Here is a 21,062-nt window from a genome sequence, read left to right on the forward strand (position 1 = left end):
GCTTGAAACTTAGCCATACTTAATTCCAGTCTGCTTAGAACTGCAAGCCAGCTTCGCGAGCCGCCTCAGCCAGCGCTTTAACGCGGCCGTGGTACGCAAAGCCAGCGCGGTCAAACGCCACTTTTTCCACACCTGCTGCTTTTGCCTTTTCGGCAATGCGCTTGCCTATGGCTTGCGCAGCAGCAACGTTTGCACCCTTACCGGACGCACCAAGGTCCTTGCGAACTTCGACTTCCGCGGTCGAGGCAGATGCCAGAATCTTGGTTCCGTCGCCGGAGATGACGCTGGCGTAGATATGCAAATTGGTGCGGTTTACCGTCAGACGGGCAACGCCTTGCGTGGCGATGCGGATGCGGGTCTGGCGTGAACGACGAAGGCGCTGCTCTTTTTTGGTCAACATGGTGCAGCTCCTTATTTCTTCTTGGTTTCTTTGATCGTGATCTTCTCATCCGAATACCGGATGCCCTTGCCCTTGTAGGGCTCGGGAGGACGGACCGCGCGAACTTCTGCAGCGATTTGGCCAACGCGTTGGCGATCGGCGCCCTTGATCACTATCTCGGTAGGCGTAGGTGTTGCCACCTGGATGCCGGCCGGCATATCCATCACCACCGGATGCGAATAACCAACCGTCAGGTTCAGTTTGGCACCTTGCGCCTGGGCTTTGTAACCCACGCCGATCAGACTCAGTTTTTTCTCGAAGCCTTTGGTGACGCCAGTGACCATGTTGTTGACCAGTTGACGCATGGTCCCGCTCATGGCATTGGCTTCACGCGAATCATTGGCCGGCACAAAAGTAAGCCGGCCCGCATCGCTCTTGATGGTTACCAGGGCATTTTGGGTCAACCCCAGCGTGCCAAGGGTACCCTTGACATTGATCTGGTCGTCTTTCATCGCCACGTCCACGCCCTGAGGCACGACGACTGGCATTTTTCCTACACGAGACATTTCAGTTACTCCTCAATGCCACCGTTAAGCCACATAGCAAAGCACTTCACCACCGATACCGGTAGCGCGCGCTTTACGATCAGTCATGACACCCTGAGGGGTGGTGACAATGGCGACGCCCAGACCGTTCATGACCTGGGGGATGGCGCCGTGACCTTTGTAGACGCGAAGGCCTGGGCGACTGACGCGCTCAATGCGCTCAATCACCGGGCGTCCTGCGTAATACTTCAGGGCGATTTCCAATTGGGACTTGCCATCGTCGGTCTTGACGGAAAAGCCATCGATATAGCCCTCATCCTTCAACACCTGCGCGATAGCGACTTTGACTTTTGAAGACGGCACCAGCACAACGGCTTTTTCAACCATTTGTGCATTGCGAATGCGCGTCAGCATGTCGGCAATAGGATCACTCATGCTCATTTGTAGTTCTCCTATGCTTACCAGCTTGCCTTGGTGATACCAGGGATATCACCCGCAAAAGCCAACTCACGAATCTTGGCGCGAGCCAAGCCGAATTGACGGAATGTGCCACGCGGACGACCCGTGATCGCGCAACGGTTACGCTGGCGTGTGGGGTTCGCGTTGCGAGGCAACTTCTGCAGCTCCAGACGGGCCAGAGCGCGCTCTTCATCGGAGCGCTTGGCGTCGTTGGACGCCGCCTTGAGTTCAGCGTGTTTCTTGGCGAACTTGGCGACGAGTTTGTCGCGCTTCAGTTCACGTTGCAATAAAGCCTGTTTTGCCATGTCCGCCTCAGTTCTTGAACGGAAAACGGAAGCCAGCGAGGAGAGCCTTGCACTCTTCGTCGGTCTTCGCCGTAGTGGTGATGCTGATATTGAGACCACGCAAGGCGTCAACCTTGTCGTACTCAATCTCAGGGAAAATGATCTGCTCTTTCACGCCGATGTTGTAGTTACCGCGGCCATCAAAAGCCCGACCGGAAATACCACGAAAGTCGCGAACCCGGGGCAAAGCCACCGTGACAAAACGATCCAGGAATTCATACATCTGAACGCCACGCAGCGTAACCATGCAACCAATTGGCAGATCTTCACGGATCTTGAACCCGGCGATAGCCTTTTTGGCCTTAGTCACCACCGGCTTCTGGCCGGCAATTTTGGTCATGTCGCTCACCGCGTGTTCCATGACCTTCTTGTCGGCAACAGCCTCGCTCACGCCCATGTTGAGCGTGATCTTGGTGATGCGGGGAACCTGCATCGGTGACTTGTAGCCAAACTTCTCGATCAACGCAGGCGCGATCTTTTCGCGGAACTGGGCCTGCAGGCGAGCCTGAGCAGGAGCAACTTGTGTTGGTGCGGTTTTAGCCATTTTTATGCAGCCTTGATTTCGTCGCCGCTGGACTTGAAGACACGCACTTTTTTGCCGTCAGCCAGAAGCTTGATACCCACCCGATCCGCCTTGCCCGTTGCGGCATTGAAAATGGCCACATTGGATTGGTGAATCGGCATGTTTTTCTCAACGATGCCACCCGTGGTGCCCTTGAGGGGGTTGGGCTTGGTGTGTTTTTTCACCAGGTTGATCCCGTCCACCAGCACGTAGCTATCGTCTTTGCGCAGCGAAATCTTGCCGCGCTTACCCTTGTCACGACCTGCGATCACAATGATCTCGTCGCCTTTGCGAATCTTGTTCATGGCGCGTCCTTACAGAACTTCAGGAGCCAGGGACACGATCTTCATGAACTTCTCAGTACGCAACTCGCGCGTCACTGGTCCGAAGATGCGGGTGCCGATAGGCTCCAGCTTGGCATTAAGCAACACAGCTGCGTTGCCATCGAATTTGACGAGCGAGCCATCACCGCGGCGGATGCCCTTGGCAGTACGAACCACCACAGCACTGTAAACCTCGCCTTTTTTGACGCGGCCACGTGGAGCGGCTTCTTTAATACTCACCTTGATGACATCACCAACACTGGCATAGCGGCGCTTGGACCCGCCCAGCACCTTGATGCACATCACAGATTTGGCACCCGTGTTATCAGCAACATCGAGTTTGGATTGCGTTTGAATCATTTAAATTAGTCCCAACTTGCACCGGCGCCTTTTCCCTTGCAGGAAGACTTGCCAGTCAGTCTTGGGCCCGTCGTCCACATCGCAAACCACTTGCGATACTTCCGTTAGGCAGAATTCTCAGCTTTTTACAGCGAAGCCCACGATTATTAACAAATTCCCATCCCCTGTCAACACTCGCTGCAGCAAATTACCCATGCGGCGAAAGAAATCTCTGGAAATTCTGAGAAAACAGGGCTTAGCCCTTTACGGGCGGCCATTTTTTGCTATCAAAACTGGAGCGAGAAAGCGCCGCCCGCCGGACCTGGCAAGACCCCCGGTGCGGCCTCAGGCCGGTAAAACCAGATACTGGTCGGCCAAGGCCAGAAATTCAGCAAGTCGAGGATTCACTCCGGTTTCCTGCTCCAGCAGTGCAGCTACTTCACCTGCCAAGGTCTTGGCAAGCGCCGCGTCCAGAAACAAGAGGCGGGAGCGGCGCGCCAGAACATCTTCGACCGTCCGGGCATACTCATGTCGCGCTGCGAACCGCACCATCGCCTCCGTCAGGCCCTCGCCGAGCACCCGGTCAGACCCCGGCAGAGCCAGAACGTCCGCCGCATCGCTGCCATAAAGATGAACCCCCGGGGGTCCACTGATCTTGTGGCTCGCTGCCTGGGCGCCGACCAGGCTGAGGTTCGCCGTCACGCCGCCGGGGCGTGTTGCCAGCAAGTTGGCGGCAAAACAGTTGTCCAGCACGTCTTCGGCCATGGCGCGGTAGGTCGTCCATTTGCCGCCGGTCACAGTCACCAAGCCACTCTTGCTAACCAGCACCGTATGTTCACGCGACAGCGCCTGAGTGCTGTCGCCATCGTCTTCTGGTGGTTTGACCAGCGGCCGCAACCCAACCCAGATGCTCTTGATATCTGCTGGCTGCGGCGCCTTGCTCAGATACCGTGCTGACTCACCAAGAATGAAATCCACCTCCTCGCGGAAGGCCAGCGGCTCGCGCGCGAGATCGTTGCGCGGAGTATCGGTCGTCCCAAGAATCGTTTTACCCAGCCACGGCACGGCAAACAACACCCGTCCATCGGCGGTTTTGGGAACCAGCAAGGCATGATCCGTCGGCAAAAATGAGCGGTCAACCACGATGTGCACGCCTTGGCTGGGTGCAACCATGGGTTTCACCTCACGGCCTATGGCCTGACCGTCAAGCAAGCGCAGCTGATCGACCCAAACACCAGCGGCATTCACAATACACTTTGCATTCAACGTAAGTGTTTGCCCACTTTCTTGATCGGCGACATGCAAACCTACCAGTTTTCCACCCTCGTGAACAAGGCCGGTGGCAGCGCAGTAATTGACCAGCAAGGCGCCGGCCCGCGCTGCGCTGCGCGCCAATCCAAGCGCGAGCCGGGCATCGTCGAACTGACCATCCCAGTATTTGACGCCGCCCTTGAGCCCAGCCTGGCGGGCCGTGGGCTGGAGCCGGAGAGTCTCTTCCCGGTTGAGAAATTCAGTGGCGCCCAAGCCAGCTTTGCCAGCCAGCGCGTCGTACATCTTGAGGCCGACGCCATAAAAAGGGGCCTCCCAGAACTTGTAGGAAGGCATGATGAAAGGCAAGGGCTGCGCCAGATGCGGCGCATTGGCCAGCAGGCGTGTGCGCTCCTGCAAGGCTTCGCGAACCAGGGAAATATTGCCCTGCGCCAGATAGCGGACCCCGCCATGGACCAGCTTGGTCGCCCGCGAGGAAGTTCCCTTGGCAAAGTCATGTGACTCAACGAGAACAACGGAAAATCCGCGCGCCGCAGCATCCAGCGCGACACCCAGCCCGGTTGCCCCGCCGCCGATAATCGCAATGTCGTAGGTATGAGGTGCCTTCAGGCGCCCTATCAGGTCTGCACGTTGCGTCCGCAACAGCGGGGATTCAAAAGTCATGGGCTCCATTGTCCATCTCCGCAGAGCCCCCTATGGGCAGGTTCCGCCTTCGCCTTTGTGGCGTCCTGTCTGCAAAGGCGTGCGGACCACCATGGTCCGCACGCGCTTTCGGTCCTTCAATGGTCAAGCAACATGCGGGCCGTCAGCCCGTATGGGCTGACGGATTAACGGACCTTGCCGTCCTTCCATGCCTGCAACAGCTTGTCGTAGTTGATGGTTTCGCCCTTAGGTTTTTCATTGGCCAGCTTTTTCCACGGTGCACCGGTGTCACTCAGGTATTTGGCCGGATCGCCCTTGGGGTTGAGCTTGGGTGCGCATTTCTCCATGCCAGCCCGCTCCAGCCTACCCATGACCTGGTCCATCTCCTCGGCCAGCGTGTCCATTGCGCCCTGCGGCGTTTTTTCTCCGGTCACGGCCTGAGCCACGTTTTTCCACCAGAGCTGGGCAAGTTTTGGATAGTCAGGCACATTGGTACCAGTCGGCGTCCAGGCAACACGCGCCGGGCTGCGGTAGAACTCCACCAAGCCGCCCAGTTTGGGCGCCATGTCGGTCATGGCTTTGGAGCGGATGTCCGATTCACGGATAGGCGTCAGGCCGACGATGGTTTTCTTCAACGACGTGGTTTTGGCTGTCACGAATTGCGCATAAAGCCAGGCAGCAGCAGTGCGGTTTTCGTCATGCGCCGTGAAGAAGGTCCAGGATCCTACGTCCTGGTAGCCGTTTTGCATGCCCTGCTTCCAGTATGGGCCGTTCGGGCCTGGGGCCATTCGCCATTTGGGCGTGCCGTCCGCGTTCACCACTGGCAGCCCTTTTTTGGTCATGTCGGCTGTGAAAGCCGTGTACCAGAAGATCTGCTGCGCGATCTGGCCCTGTGCGGGCACGGGGCCGGCTTCGCCAAAGGTCATGCCAGTGGCTTCCTTGGGTGCGTACTTCTTCATCCAGTCCACATACTTGGTCAGCGCGTACACGGCAGCGGGCGAGTTGGTAGCACCACCGCGGGAGACAGAGGCACCCACCGGCGTGCACTTGTCAGCCCCTACGCGAATGCCCCATTCGTCAACCGGCAGCCCGTTAGGAATGCCCTTGTCGGCGGTACCAGCCATCGACAGCCAGGCGTCGGTGAAACGCCAACCCAACGACGGATCTTTCTTGCCGTAATCCATGTGACCGTAAATCGGCTTGCCGTCGATGGTCTTGACGTCTTCGCTAAAGAAGGCTGCGATATCTTCGTAGGCACTCCAGTTCAAAGGCACGCCCAGTTCGTAGCCGTACTTGGCCTTGAACTTGTCCTGCAGGTCCTTGCGCGCAAACAGGTCGGCGCGGAACCAGTACAGGTTGGCAAACTGCTGGTCGGGAAGCTGGTACAGCTTGCCGTCCGGTGCGGTGGTGAAGCTTGTGCCGATGAAGTCCTTCAGATCCAGTCCAGGGTTGGTCCATTCCTTGCCCTTGCCGGCCATGTAGTCAGTCAGGTTCATGACCTTGCCATAACGGTAATGGGTGCCGATCAGGTCCGAATCCGAAATCCAGCCGTCATAGATGGACTTGCCGGACTGCATGGAGGTCTGCAGCTTCTCGACCACATCGCCTTCCTGGATCAGGTCGTGCTTGACCTTGATGCCCGTGATTTCCTCGAAGGCCTTGGCCAGGGTTTTGGACTCATATTCATGAGTGGTGATGGTTTCCGACACCACCGAAATTTCCTTCACGCCTTTGGCCTGCAGTTTTTTCGCCGCCTCGATGAACCATTTCATCTCGGTCATCTGCTGGTCTTTGGTCAGCGTCGATGGCTGGAACTCGCTGTCTATCCATTTTTTCGCCTCGGCATCGCCTGCGCTGGCGTTCTGCATGACCATCAGGGCCGCTGCAAGAGCCAGTGCTGTGTAGCGCATCTTCATGACTTGTCTCCTCAATTGATTACCTCCCCCAGTGTTTCCACGACTCGCCCGGCTCCGGGGAAGCAATGAGCCGAATCCGTACCCTCCGCTAACCCTTGCGCATGACAAGCGCAAGCCATCCCATGGAAATGAAAAAACTGATCCAGATCGACGGATCGGCTTGCAGGCCCAGCGCCGCACCCAGCTTGCCGCTAAGACCCACAAAGATCAGATTGATATAGGCAGCGCCGAGCAGGCCGATAAACAGCCTGTCGCCACGCGTGGTTTCCAGCGGCAGAAAACCGCGGCGCATTGCGGTCGGAGATTTGATTTCCCAAACCGTCATGCCAATCAGCATCAGCACAATGCAGCTGAAAAATATGGCCACTGGCAAGGTCCACGCCATCCACTCAAACATGTTCATTCCTCCTCATACCCGGCCCATTGCAAAACCTTTGGCGATGTAGTGCCGCACAAACCAGATCACGATGGCGCCTGGCACGATGGTCAGCACGCCCGCAGCGGCAAGCGTCGCCCAGTCCATGCCGGAAGCCGAAACCGTGCGAGTCATGGTGGCCACAATGGGTTTGGCGTTGACGCTGGTCAGCGTACGGGCCAGCAACAGTTCGACCCAACTGAACATGAAGCAGAAAAAGGCCGCGACACCCACCCCGGCCTTGATCAGCGGCAGGAAAATCCGGACAAAGAAGCGTGGGAACGAATAACCATCGATATAGGCGGTTTCGTCGATTTCGCGTGGAATGCCGCTCATGAAGCCCTCCAGAATCCACACCGCCAACGGCACGTTGAACAGCAGGTGCGCCAGCGCCACGGCAATGTGGGTGTCCATCAATCCCACCGTCGTGTAGAGCTGGAAAAAAGGCAGCAGAAACACGGCTGGCGGCGTCATGCGATTGGTCAGCAGCCAGAAAAACACATGTTTGTCGCCGATGAAGCTGTAGCGGGAAAACGCATACGCCGCCGGCAGGGCCACAGTGATCGAAATGACGGTGTTGATCGCCACATAAATCAGCGAGTTGATGTAGCCCGAATACCAGGACGGGTCGGTAAAGATGGTCCGGTAGTTGGCCCAGGTAAACTGCTGCGGAAAGAAGGAAAAACTCGAGAGAATTTCCGAATTGGTTTTGAAACTCATGTTGACCATCCAGTAGATGGGCAACAGTGCAAAAACAATGTAGGCAATGAGGAACAACGTCCTCGCCTGGAAGCGGGGCTTATTCACCGGTGTTCTCCTTGGTAGCCGTACCCACCCGCTGCATCCAGTTGTAGAGAATGAAACACAACAGCAGGATGATCAGGAAATAGATCAGCGAAAAAGCTGCCGCGGGTCCGAGGTCAAACTGTCCCACGGCCTTTTGCGTCAGGTACTGCGAGAGAAAAGTGGTCGCGTTGCCGGGGCCGCCGCCAGTAAGCACAAAGGGCTCGGTATAGATCATGAAGCTGTCCATGAAACGCAGCAGCACGGCAATCATCAGCACGCCGCGCATCTTGGGCAGTTGGATGTAGCGAAACACCGCAAACTTGCTGGCGCCATCAATGCGGGCAGCCTGGTAATAAGCGTCCGGGATGGAGCGCAGGCCGGCGTAGCAAAGCAGCGCAACCAGTGGCGTCCAGTGCCAGACATCCATGATCAGCACGGTGATCCATGCATGCAACGCATTGCCGGTGTAGCTGTAATCGAATCCCATTTCCTGCAACATCCTGCCAAGCAGGCCGATATCGGCGCGGCCGTAGATCTGCCAGATGGTCCCGACCACGTTCCATGGAATCAGCAACGACAGCGCCACCAACACCAGTACGGCAGACGCTTTCCAGCCCTGGGCCGGCATCGACAGAGCCAGCATGATGCCCAATGGAATTTCCACGGCCAGTACGGCAAATGAAAATGTCAGCTGGCGCCAGAGCGCCGCGTGGAGGTCCTCGTCGCGCATGACGGCGGCAAACCATTCGGTGCCGACAAACACGCGCCGCTCCGGCGAGATGATGTCCTGCACAGAATAATTGACCACCGTCATCAGGGGCAGGATGGCCGAGAAGGCCACACAGATGATGACCGGCAGCACCAGCAGCCATGCTTTCTGGTTGACGGGTTTCGTGGTGGTACTCATGGAGCCCCCACCCGTCCTGGCCTGGAACGGCTTCGCGCTGCGCTCATGCGATCAGCTCCTCATTTTTATAGAAACAGGTATGGGTTCCAAGCAATTGCAACCAGGCGGTGTCGCCGGCCTGCGGCGCTGTCACGCCGGAGCGCAAACGCGCCTTCACGGCACCCTCGCCCACCGTCGCCGTCAGCATCAAATGCGTGCCGATGTCCTGCACGCGCACAACACTCGCCGGCACGGCGCCGGCGGCGCCGGCCGCCGCCAGGGTCACGTATTCGGGACGTATCCCGAGCTTGTAGTCGCCAGCCGGAAGTTCCCGTCCGGCGGGCATGGGCAACGTGTGGCCCGCGATATCGAGGACATCGCCGGTAGCCCGGGCAGGCAAAAAATTCATGCCGGGTGAGCCGATGAAATGACCCACAAACGTGTGCTGCGGCCGCTCGAACAATGCATCGGCCGACCCGATCTGCACGGCGCGGCCGCGGGTCATCACCACCACCTGTTGGGCAAAGGTCAGCGCTTCCACCTGGTCGTGCGTGACATAGATCAGCGTGAGCTTGAGCTCGTGGTGAATCTGCTTGAGCTTGCGGCGCAACTGCCACTTCAGGTGCGGGTCGATGACCGTCAGCGGCTCGTCGAAAAGAACCGCCGAGACATCGGGCCGCACGAGACCGCGGCCCAGCGAAATTTTCTGTTTCGCATCGGCCGCCAGGCCCGCCGCACGCTGGTTCAGCTGGCCGCTCATTTCCAGCATCTCGGCAATCTGCCCGACACGCTTTTTGATCTGGTCTTCCGGCATTTTCCGGTTGCGCAGCGGGAAGGCGAGGTTCTCGGCCACCGTCATCGTGTCGTAGATGACTGGAAACTGGAACACCTGCGCAATATTGCGTTCCTGCGGCGTAGCGTGCGTCATGTCACGGCCATCAAATTTCACCGTTCCCTGCGAGGGCGCCAACAGGCCGGAGATCACATTGAGCATGGTGGTCTTGCCGCAGCCCGAGGGGCCCAGCAGCGCGTAGGCGCCCCCGTCCTCAAACGTCATCTGCAAGGGCAGCAGAGCGTAGTCGGCATCCTCGCGCGGATTCACCTGGTATGAGTGGGCAAGGTCCAGGTCAATGCGGGCCATGTCAATGCCCTCCTTTGCGCGGGGGTGCGATCAGCAAGGCGCCATTCGCATCAAACACATAGGCATGTGAGGGATGAAGATACAGCGCAAGCGGGGCACCCAGGTCGAAATAGTGCACCCCGGTGAGTTGGGCCACCAGCTCACCAACGCCCGTGCTCACATGCACAAAAGTGTCGGAGCCGGAAATCTCTGCCAGCTCGACCTTGCCGGCCAGCGTGATGTCGCCATCGCGCCGGGTTTCGCGCAAGGCACTGGCGCGCACGCCGACTGTCAACGCAGACGACGCACCCGGGGCCAGCGCAATAGCAAGCTCGGGGCCGCCTGCCAGCTGTACGCCCTGCCCGCTGGTCGTGGCAGCCAACAGGTTCATGGGCGGGTCGCTGAAAGCGCGGGCGACACGCAGTGACTTCGGCGCATGAAATACCTCCGCCGTCGGGCCGTACTGCAACAGTTCTCCGCCATCCAGCACCGCTGTGTAGCCGCCCAACAGCAGGGCTTCGCCCGGTTCAGTGGTCGCGTAAATCACCGTCGAATCACCGACCGCAAACAGCTGCGTCAGCTCCTCACGCAGCTCTTCGCGCAGCTTGTAGTCCAGGTTGACCAGCGGCTCGTCGAGCAACATCAGGGGCGCCCCTTTCGCCAGCGCGCGTGCCAATGCAACGCGCTGCTGCTGCCCACCGGACAACTCGGCCGGGTAGCGGTCCAGGAACATGTCGATGTGCAGGCGCTCGGCAATCTCGCGCACCCGCCCGGCTATGTTTTTTTCGCCGCGCAGCTTGAGTGGCGAAGCGATGTTGTCGGCCACCTTCAGCGAGGGGTAGTTGATGAACTGCTGGTAAACCATGGCCACGTTGCGCTCGCGCACCGCCATGCCGGTCACCTCAACGCCGTCCACCCGGACATGGCCCGCGCTGGGTACATCCAGGCCGGCCATCACCCGCATCAGGCTCGTCTTGCCGGCCTGCGTGGCGCCCAGCAGCACGGTAACTTCTCCCGGGCGCGGCGCAAGGCTCAAGTCATACAGCCAGGTTTCGGGACCGACTTTTTTGCTGATTTTGTCGAGCAAGAGCTGCATCACACGCCTTTTCGAACGAGAGGGCGCGCATGAGCCAGAGAATGAGGTGCGTACAAGTCTGTCTACCTTGGTTCGTATTTTTTCTATTTTTCTTCCTTTTTGCGCGTTTTGAATACATGTTTTCCCTGATTTGTTTCTTTTTGTTTCGATATACAGTCGAATGACTTACTGCTCAAGCCACGCGTGAACTCCAATCCCCGGCAACTCAAACTTCTCGACGTCGTTCGCGCCCGCGGTTCCGTCACGGTTGAACAACTCGCCGACACGCTGGAAGTTACCTTGCAGACGGTGCGCCGCGACGTGCAGCGCTTGGCTGAAGCCGGCCTGTTGACACGTTTTCACGGTGGCGTGCGAGCTCCAAGCTCGACCATTGAGAACCTGGCGCACCGCCAGCGCGAAACCCTCAACGCCGAAGGCAAAGCGCGCATTGCGCTGGCCGTCGCGGCAGAAGTACCAGACAACTGCTCACTGATCCTCAATATCGGCACCACCACCGAGGCCATTGCCCGGGCGCTGATGCACCACAAGGGCTTGCGCGTCATCACCAACAACCTCAATGTCGCGGCCATCCTGAGCGGTAACCCGGATTGCGAGGTCATCGTGGCCGGCGGCGTCGTGCGCGCGCGCGACCGCGGCATCGTGGGCGAGGCAGCCGTTGACTTCATCCGCCAGTTCCGGGTGGACATCGCGCTGATCGGCATTTCAGGCATTGAAGGCGACGGCTCGCTGCGCGACTTCGACTACCGCGAGGTCAAGGTGGCACAAACCATCATCGAGCATGCGCGCGAGGTCTGGCTGGCCGCCGACAGCAGCAAGTTCAACCGGCCCGCCATGGTCGAACTCGCCACCTTGTCGCAAATAGACAGGCTGTTCACCGACCAGCCGCCGCCCGAACCATTTCCGGCACTGCTGGCAGAAGCCGGCGTAAGCTGCGACGTGGCCCACCTCTGAGTTTTGCTCCCCAACCCGACTCGACGCCCATGACTTACCTGCTCGCCCTGGACCAGGGCACCTCCAGCTCCCGCAGCATCGTGTTTGACGAAAACGGCCACATCGTGGCCCTGGCGCAGCAGGAGCTGCCGCAGATCTACCCCAAGCCGGGTTGGGTCGAACATGACCCCATGGAGATCTGGCGCACCCAGCTGGCCACCGCGCGCGAAGCCCTGGCCAAGGCGAACCTCAAGGCCGGCGACATTCGTGCGCTGGGCATCACCAACCAGCGCGAAACCACCGTCATCTGGAGCCGCAAGACAGGCCAGCCCATCCACCATGCCATCGTGTGGCAGGACAGGCGTGCCGAAGCCACCTGCGCCCAGCTGCGCGAAAACGGCAAGGCAGAGCTGATCCAGACCAAAACAGGGCTGCTGGTCGATGCCTATTTCTCCGGCACCAAACTCAAATGGTTGCTCGACAACGTGCCGCAGGCGCGGCAACAGGCGGCGCGCGGCGAACTCGCTTTCGGCACCATCGACAGCTGGCTGATGTGGCAACTGACCGGCGGCGCCCTGCATGCCACCGACGTGACCAATGCCTCGCGCACGATGCTGTTCAACGTGCACACCAACGGCTGGGACGCCGACCTGCTGGGCCTTCTGGACATTCCCGAGAAGCTGATGCCCCGGGTCCTGCCATCCAGCACGCACTACGGCGACGTGCGGCCCGATCTGCTGGGGGCGGCCATACCCATAGGCGGCGTGGCGGGCGACCAGCAGAGTGCGCTGTTCGGCCAGGCCTGCTTCAAGGAGGGCATGGCCAAGAACACCTATGGCACGGGTTGCTTTTTGCTGATGCACACCGGCAACAAGTTCCAGACTTCGCACAACGGCCTGCTCACCACCAGCGCGGCGCAGGTCACGCAGCAGACCGAATACGCGTTTGAAGGCAGCGTGTTTGTCGGCGGCGCCGTCGTGCAGTGGCTGCGCGATGGCCTGCATGCCATCCAGGGCAGCGGCGAAGTGCAGGCGCTGGCGCAAAGCGTTCCGGACTCCGGCGGCGTCATGATGGTGCCGGCCTTCACAGGCTTGGGCGCGCCTTACTGGAAACCCGATGCACGCGGCACCATCACCGGCCTGACGCGCGGCACCACGGTGGCCCACATTGCGCGGGCTGCGCTGGAAAGCATTGCCTACCAGAGCGCAGCCCTGCTGCAGGCCATGAGCCGCGACGCGGTGGCGGCCGGCGCAGCGCCGGTGGCGGAACTCCGGGTGGACGGCGGCGCCTGCATCAACGACCTTCTGATGCAGTTCCAGGCCGACCTGCTGGGCATTCCCGTCGTGCGGCCGGCCGTGACCGAAACCACGGCGCTCGGCGCCGCCTATCTGGCCGGCCTGTCCAGCGGTGTTTATGCCAGCACCAGCGAACTCTCGGACATGTGGCGCGCGGAGCGCAGGTTTTTGCCCACCTTGAGCGCCGACCGCGCAGCCGGCCTGATGGCCCAGTGGGAACACGCGGTGCGGCAGACGGTGGCAGACTAGCCAGGTGCGGCCTGCCTTCATCGGGTGGGCGACAATTCGTGTCCGGCAGATATTTTCAAAGCTGCCCCCTCCAGCGAGCACCACGACATGAGCACCCCAACAACAGGCAGTTCAAACGGCGACAAGGAACAAATTGCCTTCATAGGCGGCGGCAACATGGCCAGCGCCATCATTGGCGGCCTGCGCAAACGCGGCGTGGCTGCCAGCCAGATCCAGGTGGTGGAACCCTGGGCCGAACAACAGGCCAAGCTCAGGAAGCAGTTTGGCGTGCAGGTGAACGAAAGCCCCGGTGAATCGCTGGCCAGCGCCACGCTGGTGGTTTGGGCCGTCAAGCCGCAAACCTTCAAGGATGCCGCCCTGCTCACCCGCTTTCACACCAAGACCGCCCTGCACCTGAGCGTGGCGGCAGGCATTCGCTCGGACAGCATCGCGCACTGGCTGGACACCCAGCGTGTGGTGCGCTCCATGCCGAATACGCCGGCGCTGATTGGCAAGGGCATCTCGGCCTTGTTCGCCCGGGCTGCGGTCAGCGCCGACGACCGCCTGGCCGTCGAGCGCGTGATGAGGACCACCGGCGACTTCATCTGGCTGGACGACGAAAAACACCTCGACGCCGTGACCGCCCTCTCGGGTTCCGGCCCGGCCTATGTGTTTTACTTTATTGAAGCCATGGTGCAGGCCGGCGTGGACATGGGGCTCAGCCGCGAGCAGGCGCACAAGCTGGCGGTGGGCACTTTTGTCGGCGCAGCAGAACTGGCGCGCGCTTCGGACGAGCCACCAGAAATTCTGCGCGCCCGGGTCACCTCCAAGGGCGGCACCACCTATGCGGCCCTGACATCCATGGAGCAGGACAACATCAAGCAGCAGTTCATGCGCGCCATGCACGCAGCCAGGCGGCGCGCAGCAGAACTCGGGGATGAATTTGGCGCCGTCTAGGGAATGGCTGGTCAACCGTCAACCGCAAAACAATGACAAACGTTGAATCAAGGCGCATATGGCGGGGCCGCGACTTCAAGACGCTTCGGCAGATGCGAAAACCCTCTCCTTCTCCAACTACGGAACTCCCTCCATGAAAAAACTCCTGTCCATCCTTGCCAGCGCCACCATTCTCGCCCTGCCCTTGGCCGTGATTTCCACGCCTGCAACCGCTCAGACCAGCGCGCCTGCAGTCGCCCCGGCGGCAACTCCCGCCGCCGCGCCTGCGAAAAAGGCAGCGCCCGCTAAAGCAAAAGCCAAGCGCAAAACCAAGGCTAAAGCGAAAACTGCCAAAAAAGCGGCCTGATCCCCAGCCTGGTACGTCACCGGGCGGAGCACTGCTCCAGCCAGCCAGCTGACATGAAAAAGCCCGCCTTTGAGCGGGCTTTTTCATGTCGTTAAACCTAGTGTCCTGTCCCGCAATAAAGGCGATATGAAATCGCCCTGTCAACCGGCATGCGGCGTTGCTCGTCGTTGCCATAGCGACGGCTATGTCGCCTCCTCGCGCCTTGCCTGACGACTGACTGGACAGTTTCATTTCATCACCTTATTTGCGGGACAGGACACCAGCTCAAGCTCCGAGGTAAGACAGGGCGATCCCCGAAAACAGCGCAAACCCCACCCAGTGATTGAGACGAAAAGCCTTGAAGCAATTGTCGCGCTCACGCTTGTGGATTAACCAACCGTGCCACAGCGCCTGCACTCCGGCCAATCCAGTTGCTATTAAATAGATAGCTGGTCGCGCAATATCCATAAGGGCCCAGAGCCAAATCAACAGATAGGCCAAGTAACACGCCATGACAGCACTCACGTCAAAGCGCCCGAGCGTGATAGCCGAGGTTTTCATGCCGATCTTGAGATCGTCGTCGCGGTCCACCATCGCGTATTCGGTGTCGTAGGCAATCACCCAGAACAGGTTGCCCAGCAACAGCAGCCAGGCCAGCGGGGGTACACGCGACTGCACGGCCGCAAAAGCCATCGGAATGCCAAAGCTGAAGGCTACGCCCAGCACAGCCTGCGGCATGGCCACATACCGTTTGGCATAAGGATAAATCACGGCCACGCCCAGCGCAGCGAATGACCAGAAGATGGTGGCTGTATTCGTGGTGAGCACCAGCGCAAACGCCAGCAGCGCCAGTACGGTGCCCAGGCCCAGGGCCTCGCGGACAGACACCGCGCCACGCGTTACCGGGCGTTGCGCCGTGCGCTTGACGTGGCGGTCAAATTCACGGTCGGCGACATCGTTGAGACAGCAACCCGCACTGCGCATTAGGATGGTGCCCAGCGTGAAGACGCTGAGCAAATGCCAGCCAGGGAAGCCGTGCGAAGCAACCCACAGTGCCGACAGCGTGGGCCACAGCAACAGCAGCCAGCCGGCCGGCCGGTCCCAGCGGATCAGTTGAAGGTAGAGGTGTAATTTATTCGTCACGCAGCGATGTTAGTGGCTGCGCGGCACATCCAGAAATTCAGCTTTTCGGGGTGAAGTGCTAGGCGCACGGTCGCTAGCTGCCGGAATGTACTTCGGTACATGAGGATTGCAAGCACCGCGCAACGACGCAATTCACCCGAAAAATGGATTTATGGATGTGCCGGTTATTCTTCCAGCAGGGAACGCAGCATCCACGCCGTCTGTTCGTGCACGGTCAGGCGCTGGGTCAGCAAGTCGGCCGTCGGCTGGTCATCGGCCTTGTCGGCCACCGGAAACAACTCTCTGGCCGTACGAGCCACCGCCTCATGTCCCTTCACCAGGATGCGCACCATTTCGAGCGCCTTGGGCGGTGTGGTGGGCGCGTCGGGCACCGAAGCCAGCTTGCTGAACTGGGCGTAAGAGCCCGGCGCCGGATGGCCCAGTGAGCGGATGCGTTCGGCCACCGGGTCCACTGCAGCCCACAGCTCGGTGTACTGCGTCATGAACATGACATGCAGGGTGTTGAACATCGGCCCCGTCACGTTCCAGTGAAAGTTGTGCGTGGTCAGGTAAAGCGTATAGGTGTCTGCCAGCAGGCGGCTCAGGCCTTGGGCAATCGCGGCACGGTCTTTTTCGCCGATGCCGATGTTGATGGGCGGTACGCCGTTGCGGCCGGCGGAAGCCTTGGGAGGTGTTTTAGCCATGGTCTGTCCTTTATTCAATGTGTTTTGAACTTCACTCTAAGCAATCGGCAGGCTCAAGGCAACAGCCAAACTGTATAGCCTTGATAGGCATCATGAAATGCCAAGGCACCGCCGCTCAGGAGAGGCGCGTCACGCCTGGCAGCTCGCAGGCATAGATCGCATTGCGCAAAGCCGCGATGGCTTCATAACGCGTGAAGCTGCGGCGCCAGGCCAGCACCACACGCCGCGTCGGCACATGGCCCTCAAAGGGCAGGTAAGTGATGTAAGACGCCAGTTCGGCCGCCTCTTTTCCCTTGGCCCTGGCCTTGGCCGGCTTCGGCGCCAGCGCGTCTTTGGGCACGCTCAGGCGCGGCACCAGCGTTACGCCCATGCCGGCCGCCACCATGTGTTTGATGGTCTCCAGCGACGAGCCTTCAAAACTCTTGCGTATGCCCTCGGCATTGCTCGAAAACCGGGCGAACTCGGGGCACACCTCCAGCACGTGGTCGCGAAAGCAGTGCCCGGTGCCGAGCAGCAGCATGGTTTCTTTTTTCAGTTCTTCAGCCGTGATGTTGCTGCGCGCAGCCAGCGGATGGGTGCTGGGCACCGCCGCCATGAAGGGCTCGTCGTACAGCGGCGCAATCGCCAGGTTGGTGTCGGGGAAAGGCTCTGCCAGGATGGCGCAATCGATTTCGCCGGTACGCAGTTCTTCCAGCAGCTTGACGGTGAAGTTTTCCTGCAGCATCAGCGGCATCTGTGGCGTGAGCGCAATCGCCTGGCGCACAAGATCGGGCAGCAGGTAAGGGCCAATGGTGTAGATGACACCGAGGCGCAAGGCACCGGCCAGCGGGTCCTTGCCGCGCTTGGCAATCTCGCGGATGCTGTCCGCCTGCTCCAGCACGCTTTGCGCCTGGCGCACGATCTCTTCGCCCAGCGGAGTCACCGTGATCTCGTTGGCGTTGCGCTCAAACAGCTTCACCTGCAGCTCTTCTTCCAGCTTCTTGATCGCTACGCTCAAGGTCGGCTGCGACACATGGCAGGCCTCCGCGCCTTTGCCGAAGTGTTTTTCGCGGGCGACGGCCACGATGTATTTGAGTTCGGTCAGCGTCATGCGCTTATTGTGCTGCTTTTCGTGTGGCGATGATGGCTGCACCCGGCGCATTTGGTCAGATCCCGTTCATCAGCCCAGCCTGCGCTTTCGCCGACTTCATGCATTGAATTGGCCTTCAACCTTTATCTGCTGGACATAAAGACCTATCAAATACGCATCGCCCAGAAAGCCACCCATTGAACTTCAGGACAGCGAAGCGCTTGCTTTCGAAGCCAACGACAAGAAATGGATACAGCAAAAGGGCAGCGTTGAGGTCGTGGCCAGGGGACGCCGGCGGTTTCAAATTTGACAATCAAATCCAAAAATCCGCCCGCGACAGCCCACTGCCTCTATTCGCCTTGCAGCGTCACGGTGATCCGCTGGCGTTCCGCTGCAACAGCGTGACCTGCAGCACTCCTCAAGTTTCCTGACCGCCGCGCTCGAGCCCGGAGCCGGCTTTCAGGCGAAAGGTACCTAGTACTTACTTCCAGGTACCCTGAGTCTGGTATTCGACGTCAGCCACCGTGCCTTGGGAATCCAGCACCACGGTCAGCCGTTTCTGGCTCGGCGTGAACCCGCGCATTTCTTGGTAGCTGTACAGCAGCCCGCGCCCTGTGGTCTGTTTGATCGCCGGGTAGATGGCTTCTCCCGGCGCCGGCCCGAACATGGTGTTGATCTGCGCCAGCGTGGTCTTGCCGGACTGAATCAACTCGGCCTTGCTCCCGTCAAAGTCAGTTGCGTCCTGCTTCAGGTTCGACATATACAGCTTGGACACCAGTTTTCCTTCATGGAAGACCAGCGTTAACCCATGCACTGGCGTGACACCTTTGCTCTTGGACTCTCCCCCAAACGAAGCGTAGGCATAGGCGAGCGTTCGGATAGCTTTGCCATTGGAAAGGCCGCTTGCTTCCTGGAACGGCTTGCCGAGTTGGGCCAGCACCTGCTGGTCGGTTGTTTTTCCAAGCACCAGGTCCGCGTCGGCCGGTCTCACAAATTTTGTTCCCGCGCATCCGACCAGCATGACCGCCGCCAGCAATGCCACCCATTTTGTTGTCCAGTTCATTCGCCTTCTCCTCTTTTGATTTTGCTCGTGGAATCGTACCTCGTTTGCCGCAAGCCACGCCTTACGCCTTGAGGAACTCAGATTTTCCTCCCAACCAGCGGGCGATATGCTGCCGCACCATGTCGGAATACCGATCCAGCATCACCGGCGCCAAAGCCCGCGCCCAGGCCAGCAGCTCGCTGTCCGTGGCAAGGTCGGCAAACCGCAGCAGCGGCGCCCCTGACTGACGCGCACCCAGAAACTCCCCCGGGCCACGTATCTCCAGATCACGCCGGGCGATTTCAAATCCGTCCTGCGTTTCCGCCATGGCCTTGAGCCGGGCTCGCGCTGTTTCGCCGAGGCGCGGCGCATCCCCGGTCGAATACAGCAACACACAAGCCGAAGCCGCCGCGCCGCGCCCGACCCGGCCGCGCAGCTGGTGCAGTTGGCTCAAGCCAAAACGTTCGGCGTGTTCAATCACCATCAGCGAGGCATTGGGCACGTCCACGCCGACTTCGATCACCGTGGTGCTGACCAGCACGCCGAGCTGGCCGCTGGTGAACAGCGCCATCACCGCTTTCTTTTCGGCCGGCGGCATGCGTGAATGCAACAGGCCAATCTGGGTGCCGGGCAAGGCGGCACTCAGGGCTTCATGGGTCTGGGTGGCATTGATCAGATCGACCGATTCACTCTCTTCGATCAGCGGACAGACCCAGTAGACCTGACGGCCTTGGGCCAGCTGGCTGCGGATGCGTTCCACCACCTCGTCGCGCCGCGCCTCGCCCACCACCTTGGTGACGATGGGTGTGCGACCGGGCGGCAGTTCGTCGATGGTGGAGACGTCGAGGTCGGCGTAATAACTCATGGCCAGCGTGCGCGGGATGGGTGTAGCCGTCATCATCAGCAAGTGCGGCTCCTCCCCTCCTTCTGTCATCTTGCTGCGCAGGGCCAAGCGCTGGGCGACACCGAAACGGTGCTGCTCGTCGATGATGGCCAGCGCGAGGTTTTTGAAAACCACCTTGTCCTGGATCACCGCATGGGTGCCCACCACCAGCCCCGCCGCTCCGCTCTCGATCATGGCCAGAGCCTCGCGGCGCTCTTTCGCCTTCTGGCTGCCGGTCAGCCAGGCGGTCTCGATGCCCAGCGGCTCGAGCCAGCCAATCAGCTTGCGAAAGTGCTGCTCGGCCAGGATTTCCGTTGGCGCCATCAAGGCGCACTGCCAGCCGGCGTCCATGCAGCGCGCCGCCGCCAGCGCCGCCACCACGGTTTTGCCGGAGCCGACATCGCCTTGCAGCAGGCGGTGCATAGGCACATTTCTTTTCAGGTCGGCGTCGATCTCGGTGCCGACACGCTGCTGGGCCACCGTCAGCCGGAATGGCAGGCGCTCCAGCAACTGCTCGTGCAGCGTGCAGTGCGTGCCGCGCATCGCGGGCCCGGCGAGCGCGGGCGCGCGCATGGCCGCACGCACCCGCCGCGCCTGCAACTGTGACAACTGCTGGGCCAGCAGCTCTTCTGCCTTCAAGCGCTGCCAGGCCGGGTGGCTGCGGTCTTCCAGCGTGGCTAGCGCCACATTCGGCGTCGGGTTGTGCAAAAACAATAGCGCCTCACGCAGACTGGACAAGGGCTGCGGCAGGTTTTTACTTAAAAATTCCTCGGGAATGGTTTCCGCCAGGTCTGCCCGGCCCAAACCGCCGAGCACGGCCTTGCGCAGGTAGGCCTGCGGCAACCCGGCCACGGTGGGGTAAACCGGCGTCAGCGCAGTTGCAAGCTCACCGCCGGCAGCCCGGAAACCGGGGTGCACCATTTCACGGCTGACAAAACCACCCCGGATTTCGCCGCGCACCCGCACGCGTGCACCCACGCTCAAGGTTTTCTGGTGAGCCGGGTAAAAGTTGATGAAGCGCAGCACGCAGGTGTCACTGCCGTCGTCCACCGTCACACGCAGTTGCCGGCGCGGGCGGAAAGTCACCTCGCTGTGCGTGACCTGGGCTTCGATCTGCACCATGTCACCATCGCGCGCATCGGCCAGCCGGGTGATGCGGGTTTCGTCCTCGTAGCGCAGCGGCAGGTGCAGCGCCAGGTCGATGTCACGGCGCAGGCCGAGTTTCTCCAGTGCCTTCTGCGGCTGCGATTTGGGCGCTGCGGCGCTTCCCGTACCTGCCTCAGCCGGTGGTGCCTTTCGGGGAGAAGCTGCAGGGGGCGACATGGGACAATTGTGCCTTCATGAAGACCTCGTTCAGCCTCAGTGACTTTGATTTCACACTCCCCGACGATTTGATCGCCCAGCACCCGGCCGCCGAGCGCAGCGC

At 60.3% G+C, this 21,062-nt stretch carries 23 protein-coding genes; 4 read left to right on the forward strand and 19 right to left on the reverse strand.

Features of this window, described 5'->3' with window-relative positions; all coding sequences use genetic code 11:
• Positions 1–34: 34 nt before the first annotated feature.
• The 14 genes from rplR to ABI660_RS17855 all read right to left on the reverse strand — a co-directional run bounded on the left by rplR (position 35) and on the right by ABI660_RS17855 (position 11,081).
• Positions 35–400, reverse strand: coding sequence for a 50S ribosomal protein L18 (gene rplR / locus ABI660_RS17790; protein ID WP_077592481.1), 366 nt, complete (start codon positions 398–400; stop codon positions 35–37).
• A gap of 11 nt (positions 401–411) precedes the next feature.
• Complete coding sequence (rplF, locus tag ABI660_RS17795; RefSeq protein ID WP_348070564.1) at positions 412–945, reverse strand: 50S ribosomal protein L6; 534 nt, start codon at positions 943–945, stop codon at positions 412–414.
• Between the two features lie 24 nt (positions 946–969).
• On the reverse strand, positions 970–1,365 hold the full coding sequence (rpsH, locus tag ABI660_RS17800; protein ID WP_011481459.1) for a 30S ribosomal protein S8: 396 nt from the start codon (positions 1,363–1,365) through the stop codon (positions 970–972).
• Between the two features lie 17 nt (positions 1,366–1,382).
• Positions 1,383–1,688, reverse strand: coding sequence for a 30S ribosomal protein S14 (gene rpsN / locus ABI660_RS17805; protein ID WP_348070567.1), 306 nt, complete (start codon positions 1,686–1,688; stop codon positions 1,383–1,385).
• A gap of 7 nt (positions 1,689–1,695) precedes the next feature.
• Positions 1,696–2,271, reverse strand: a complete 576-nt coding sequence (gene rplE / locus ABI660_RS17810) for a 50S ribosomal protein L5 (protein ID WP_348070569.1) — start codon at positions 2,269–2,271, stop codon at positions 1,696–1,698.
• Between the two features lie 2 nt (positions 2,272–2,273).
• Positions 2,274–2,594 carry a 50S ribosomal protein L24 gene (gene rplX, locus ABI660_RS17815; RefSeq protein WP_348070571.1) on the reverse strand — a complete coding sequence of 107 codons (321 nt, stop codon included), beginning with the start codon at positions 2,592–2,594 and terminating at the stop codon, positions 2,274–2,276.
• A gap of 9 nt (positions 2,595–2,603) precedes the next feature.
• The gene (gene rplN / locus ABI660_RS17820; protein ID WP_007869247.1) at positions 2,604–2,972 is read right to left on the reverse strand and encodes a 50S ribosomal protein L14; all 369 of its coding nucleotides are present in this window, start codon (positions 2,970–2,972) and stop codon (positions 2,604–2,606) included.
• Positions 2,973–3,296: 324 nt separating this feature from the next.
• The gene (locus ABI660_RS17825) at positions 3,297–4,883 is read right to left on the reverse strand and encodes a glycerol-3-phosphate dehydrogenase/oxidase (RefSeq protein WP_348070573.1); all 1,587 of its coding nucleotides are present in this window, start codon (positions 4,881–4,883) and stop codon (positions 3,297–3,299) included.
• Between the two features lie 164 nt (positions 4,884–5,047).
• The gene (locus ABI660_RS17830) at positions 5,048–6,778 is read right to left on the reverse strand and encodes an ABC transporter substrate-binding protein (protein ID WP_348070575.1); all 1,731 of its coding nucleotides are present in this window, start codon (positions 6,776–6,778) and stop codon (positions 5,048–5,050) included.
• An 88-nt stretch (positions 6,779–6,866) separates the two neighbouring features.
• Positions 6,867–7,175 (reverse strand): DUF2160 domain-containing protein, encoded by a 309-nt coding sequence (locus ABI660_RS17835; RefSeq protein ID WP_348070577.1) that lies wholly within the window; start codon positions 7,173–7,175, stop codon positions 6,867–6,869.
• A gap of 12 nt (positions 7,176–7,187) precedes the next feature.
• The gene (locus ABI660_RS17840; RefSeq protein WP_348070579.1) at positions 7,188–8,000 is read right to left on the reverse strand and encodes a carbohydrate ABC transporter permease; all 813 of its coding nucleotides are present in this window, start codon (positions 7,998–8,000) and stop codon (positions 7,188–7,190) included.
• A complete protein-coding gene (locus tag ABI660_RS17845; protein WP_077592490.1) occupies positions 7,993–8,886 on the reverse strand; it encodes a sugar ABC transporter permease in 894 nt (297 codons plus the stop codon). The genes ABI660_RS17840 and ABI660_RS17845 overlap by 8 nt, the downstream gene beginning before the upstream one ends.
• Before the next feature lie 43 nt (positions 8,887–8,929).
• Positions 8,930–10,006 carry an ABC transporter ATP-binding protein gene (locus ABI660_RS17850; RefSeq protein ID WP_348070582.1) on the reverse strand — a complete coding sequence of 359 codons (1,077 nt, stop codon included), beginning with the start codon at positions 10,004–10,006 and terminating at the stop codon, positions 8,930–8,932.
• Between the two features lies 1 nt (position 10,007).
• The gene (locus ABI660_RS17855; RefSeq protein WP_348070584.1) at positions 10,008–11,081 is read right to left on the reverse strand and encodes an ABC transporter ATP-binding protein; all 1,074 of its coding nucleotides are present in this window, start codon (positions 11,079–11,081) and stop codon (positions 10,008–10,010) included.
• 183 nt (positions 11,082–11,264) lie between these two features.
• On the opposite strand from ABI660_RS17855, the gene ABI660_RS17860 reads away from it, so the two are divergent.
• The 4 genes from ABI660_RS17860 (at position 11,265) to ABI660_RS17875 (ending at position 14,837) form a co-directional block, all read left to right on the forward strand.
• A complete protein-coding gene (locus ABI660_RS17860) occupies positions 11,265–12,032 on the forward strand; it encodes a DeoR/GlpR family DNA-binding transcription regulator (RefSeq protein WP_348070586.1) in 768 nt (255 codons plus the stop codon).
• A 29-nt stretch (positions 12,033–12,061) separates the two neighbouring features.
• Positions 12,062–13,555, forward strand: a complete 1,494-nt coding sequence (glpK, locus tag ABI660_RS17865) for a glycerol kinase GlpK (protein WP_348070588.1) — start codon at positions 12,062–12,064, stop codon at positions 13,553–13,555.
• 87 nt (positions 13,556–13,642) lie between these two features.
• Complete coding sequence (gene proC / locus ABI660_RS17870) at positions 13,643–14,491, forward strand: pyrroline-5-carboxylate reductase (RefSeq protein ID WP_348070590.1); 849 nt, start codon at positions 13,643–13,645, stop codon at positions 14,489–14,491.
• Between the two features lie 133 nt (positions 14,492–14,624).
• Complete coding sequence (locus ABI660_RS17875; RefSeq protein ID WP_348070592.1) at positions 14,625–14,837, forward strand: hypothetical protein; 213 nt, start codon at positions 14,625–14,627, stop codon at positions 14,835–14,837.
• A 264-nt stretch (positions 14,838–15,101) separates the two neighbouring features.
• Here the strand turns inward: ABI660_RS17875 and ubiA are convergent, their stop codons facing one another.
• The 5 genes from ubiA to recG all read right to left on the reverse strand — a co-directional run bounded on the left by ubiA (position 15,102) and on the right by recG (position 20,959).
• Complete coding sequence (ubiA, locus tag ABI660_RS17880) at positions 15,102–15,959, reverse strand: 4-hydroxybenzoate octaprenyltransferase (protein WP_348070594.1); 858 nt, start codon at positions 15,957–15,959, stop codon at positions 15,102–15,104.
• 164 nt (positions 15,960–16,123) lie between these two features.
• Positions 16,124–16,642 (reverse strand): Dps family protein, encoded by a 519-nt coding sequence (locus ABI660_RS17885; protein WP_348070596.1) that lies wholly within the window; start codon positions 16,640–16,642, stop codon positions 16,124–16,126.
• A 115-nt stretch (positions 16,643–16,757) separates the two neighbouring features.
• Positions 16,758–17,732, reverse strand: coding sequence for a LysR substrate-binding domain-containing protein (locus ABI660_RS17890; protein WP_348070598.1), 975 nt, complete (start codon positions 17,730–17,732; stop codon positions 16,758–16,760).
• Between the two features lie 460 nt (positions 17,733–18,192).
• Positions 18,193–18,774 (reverse strand): hypothetical protein, encoded by a 582-nt coding sequence (locus ABI660_RS17895; protein WP_348070600.1) that lies wholly within the window; start codon positions 18,772–18,774, stop codon positions 18,193–18,195.
• 61 nt (positions 18,775–18,835) lie between these two features.
• Positions 18,836–20,959, reverse strand: a complete 2,124-nt coding sequence (gene recG / locus ABI660_RS17900) for an ATP-dependent DNA helicase RecG (RefSeq protein ID WP_348070602.1) — start codon at positions 20,957–20,959, stop codon at positions 18,836–18,838.
• Between the last annotated feature and the right edge of the window lie 103 nt (positions 20,960–21,062).

It is taken from the genome of Polaromonas sp., from assembly GCF_039930745.1.
GTDB lineage: Bacteria > Pseudomonadota > Gammaproteobacteria > Burkholderiales > Burkholderiaceae_C > Polaromonas.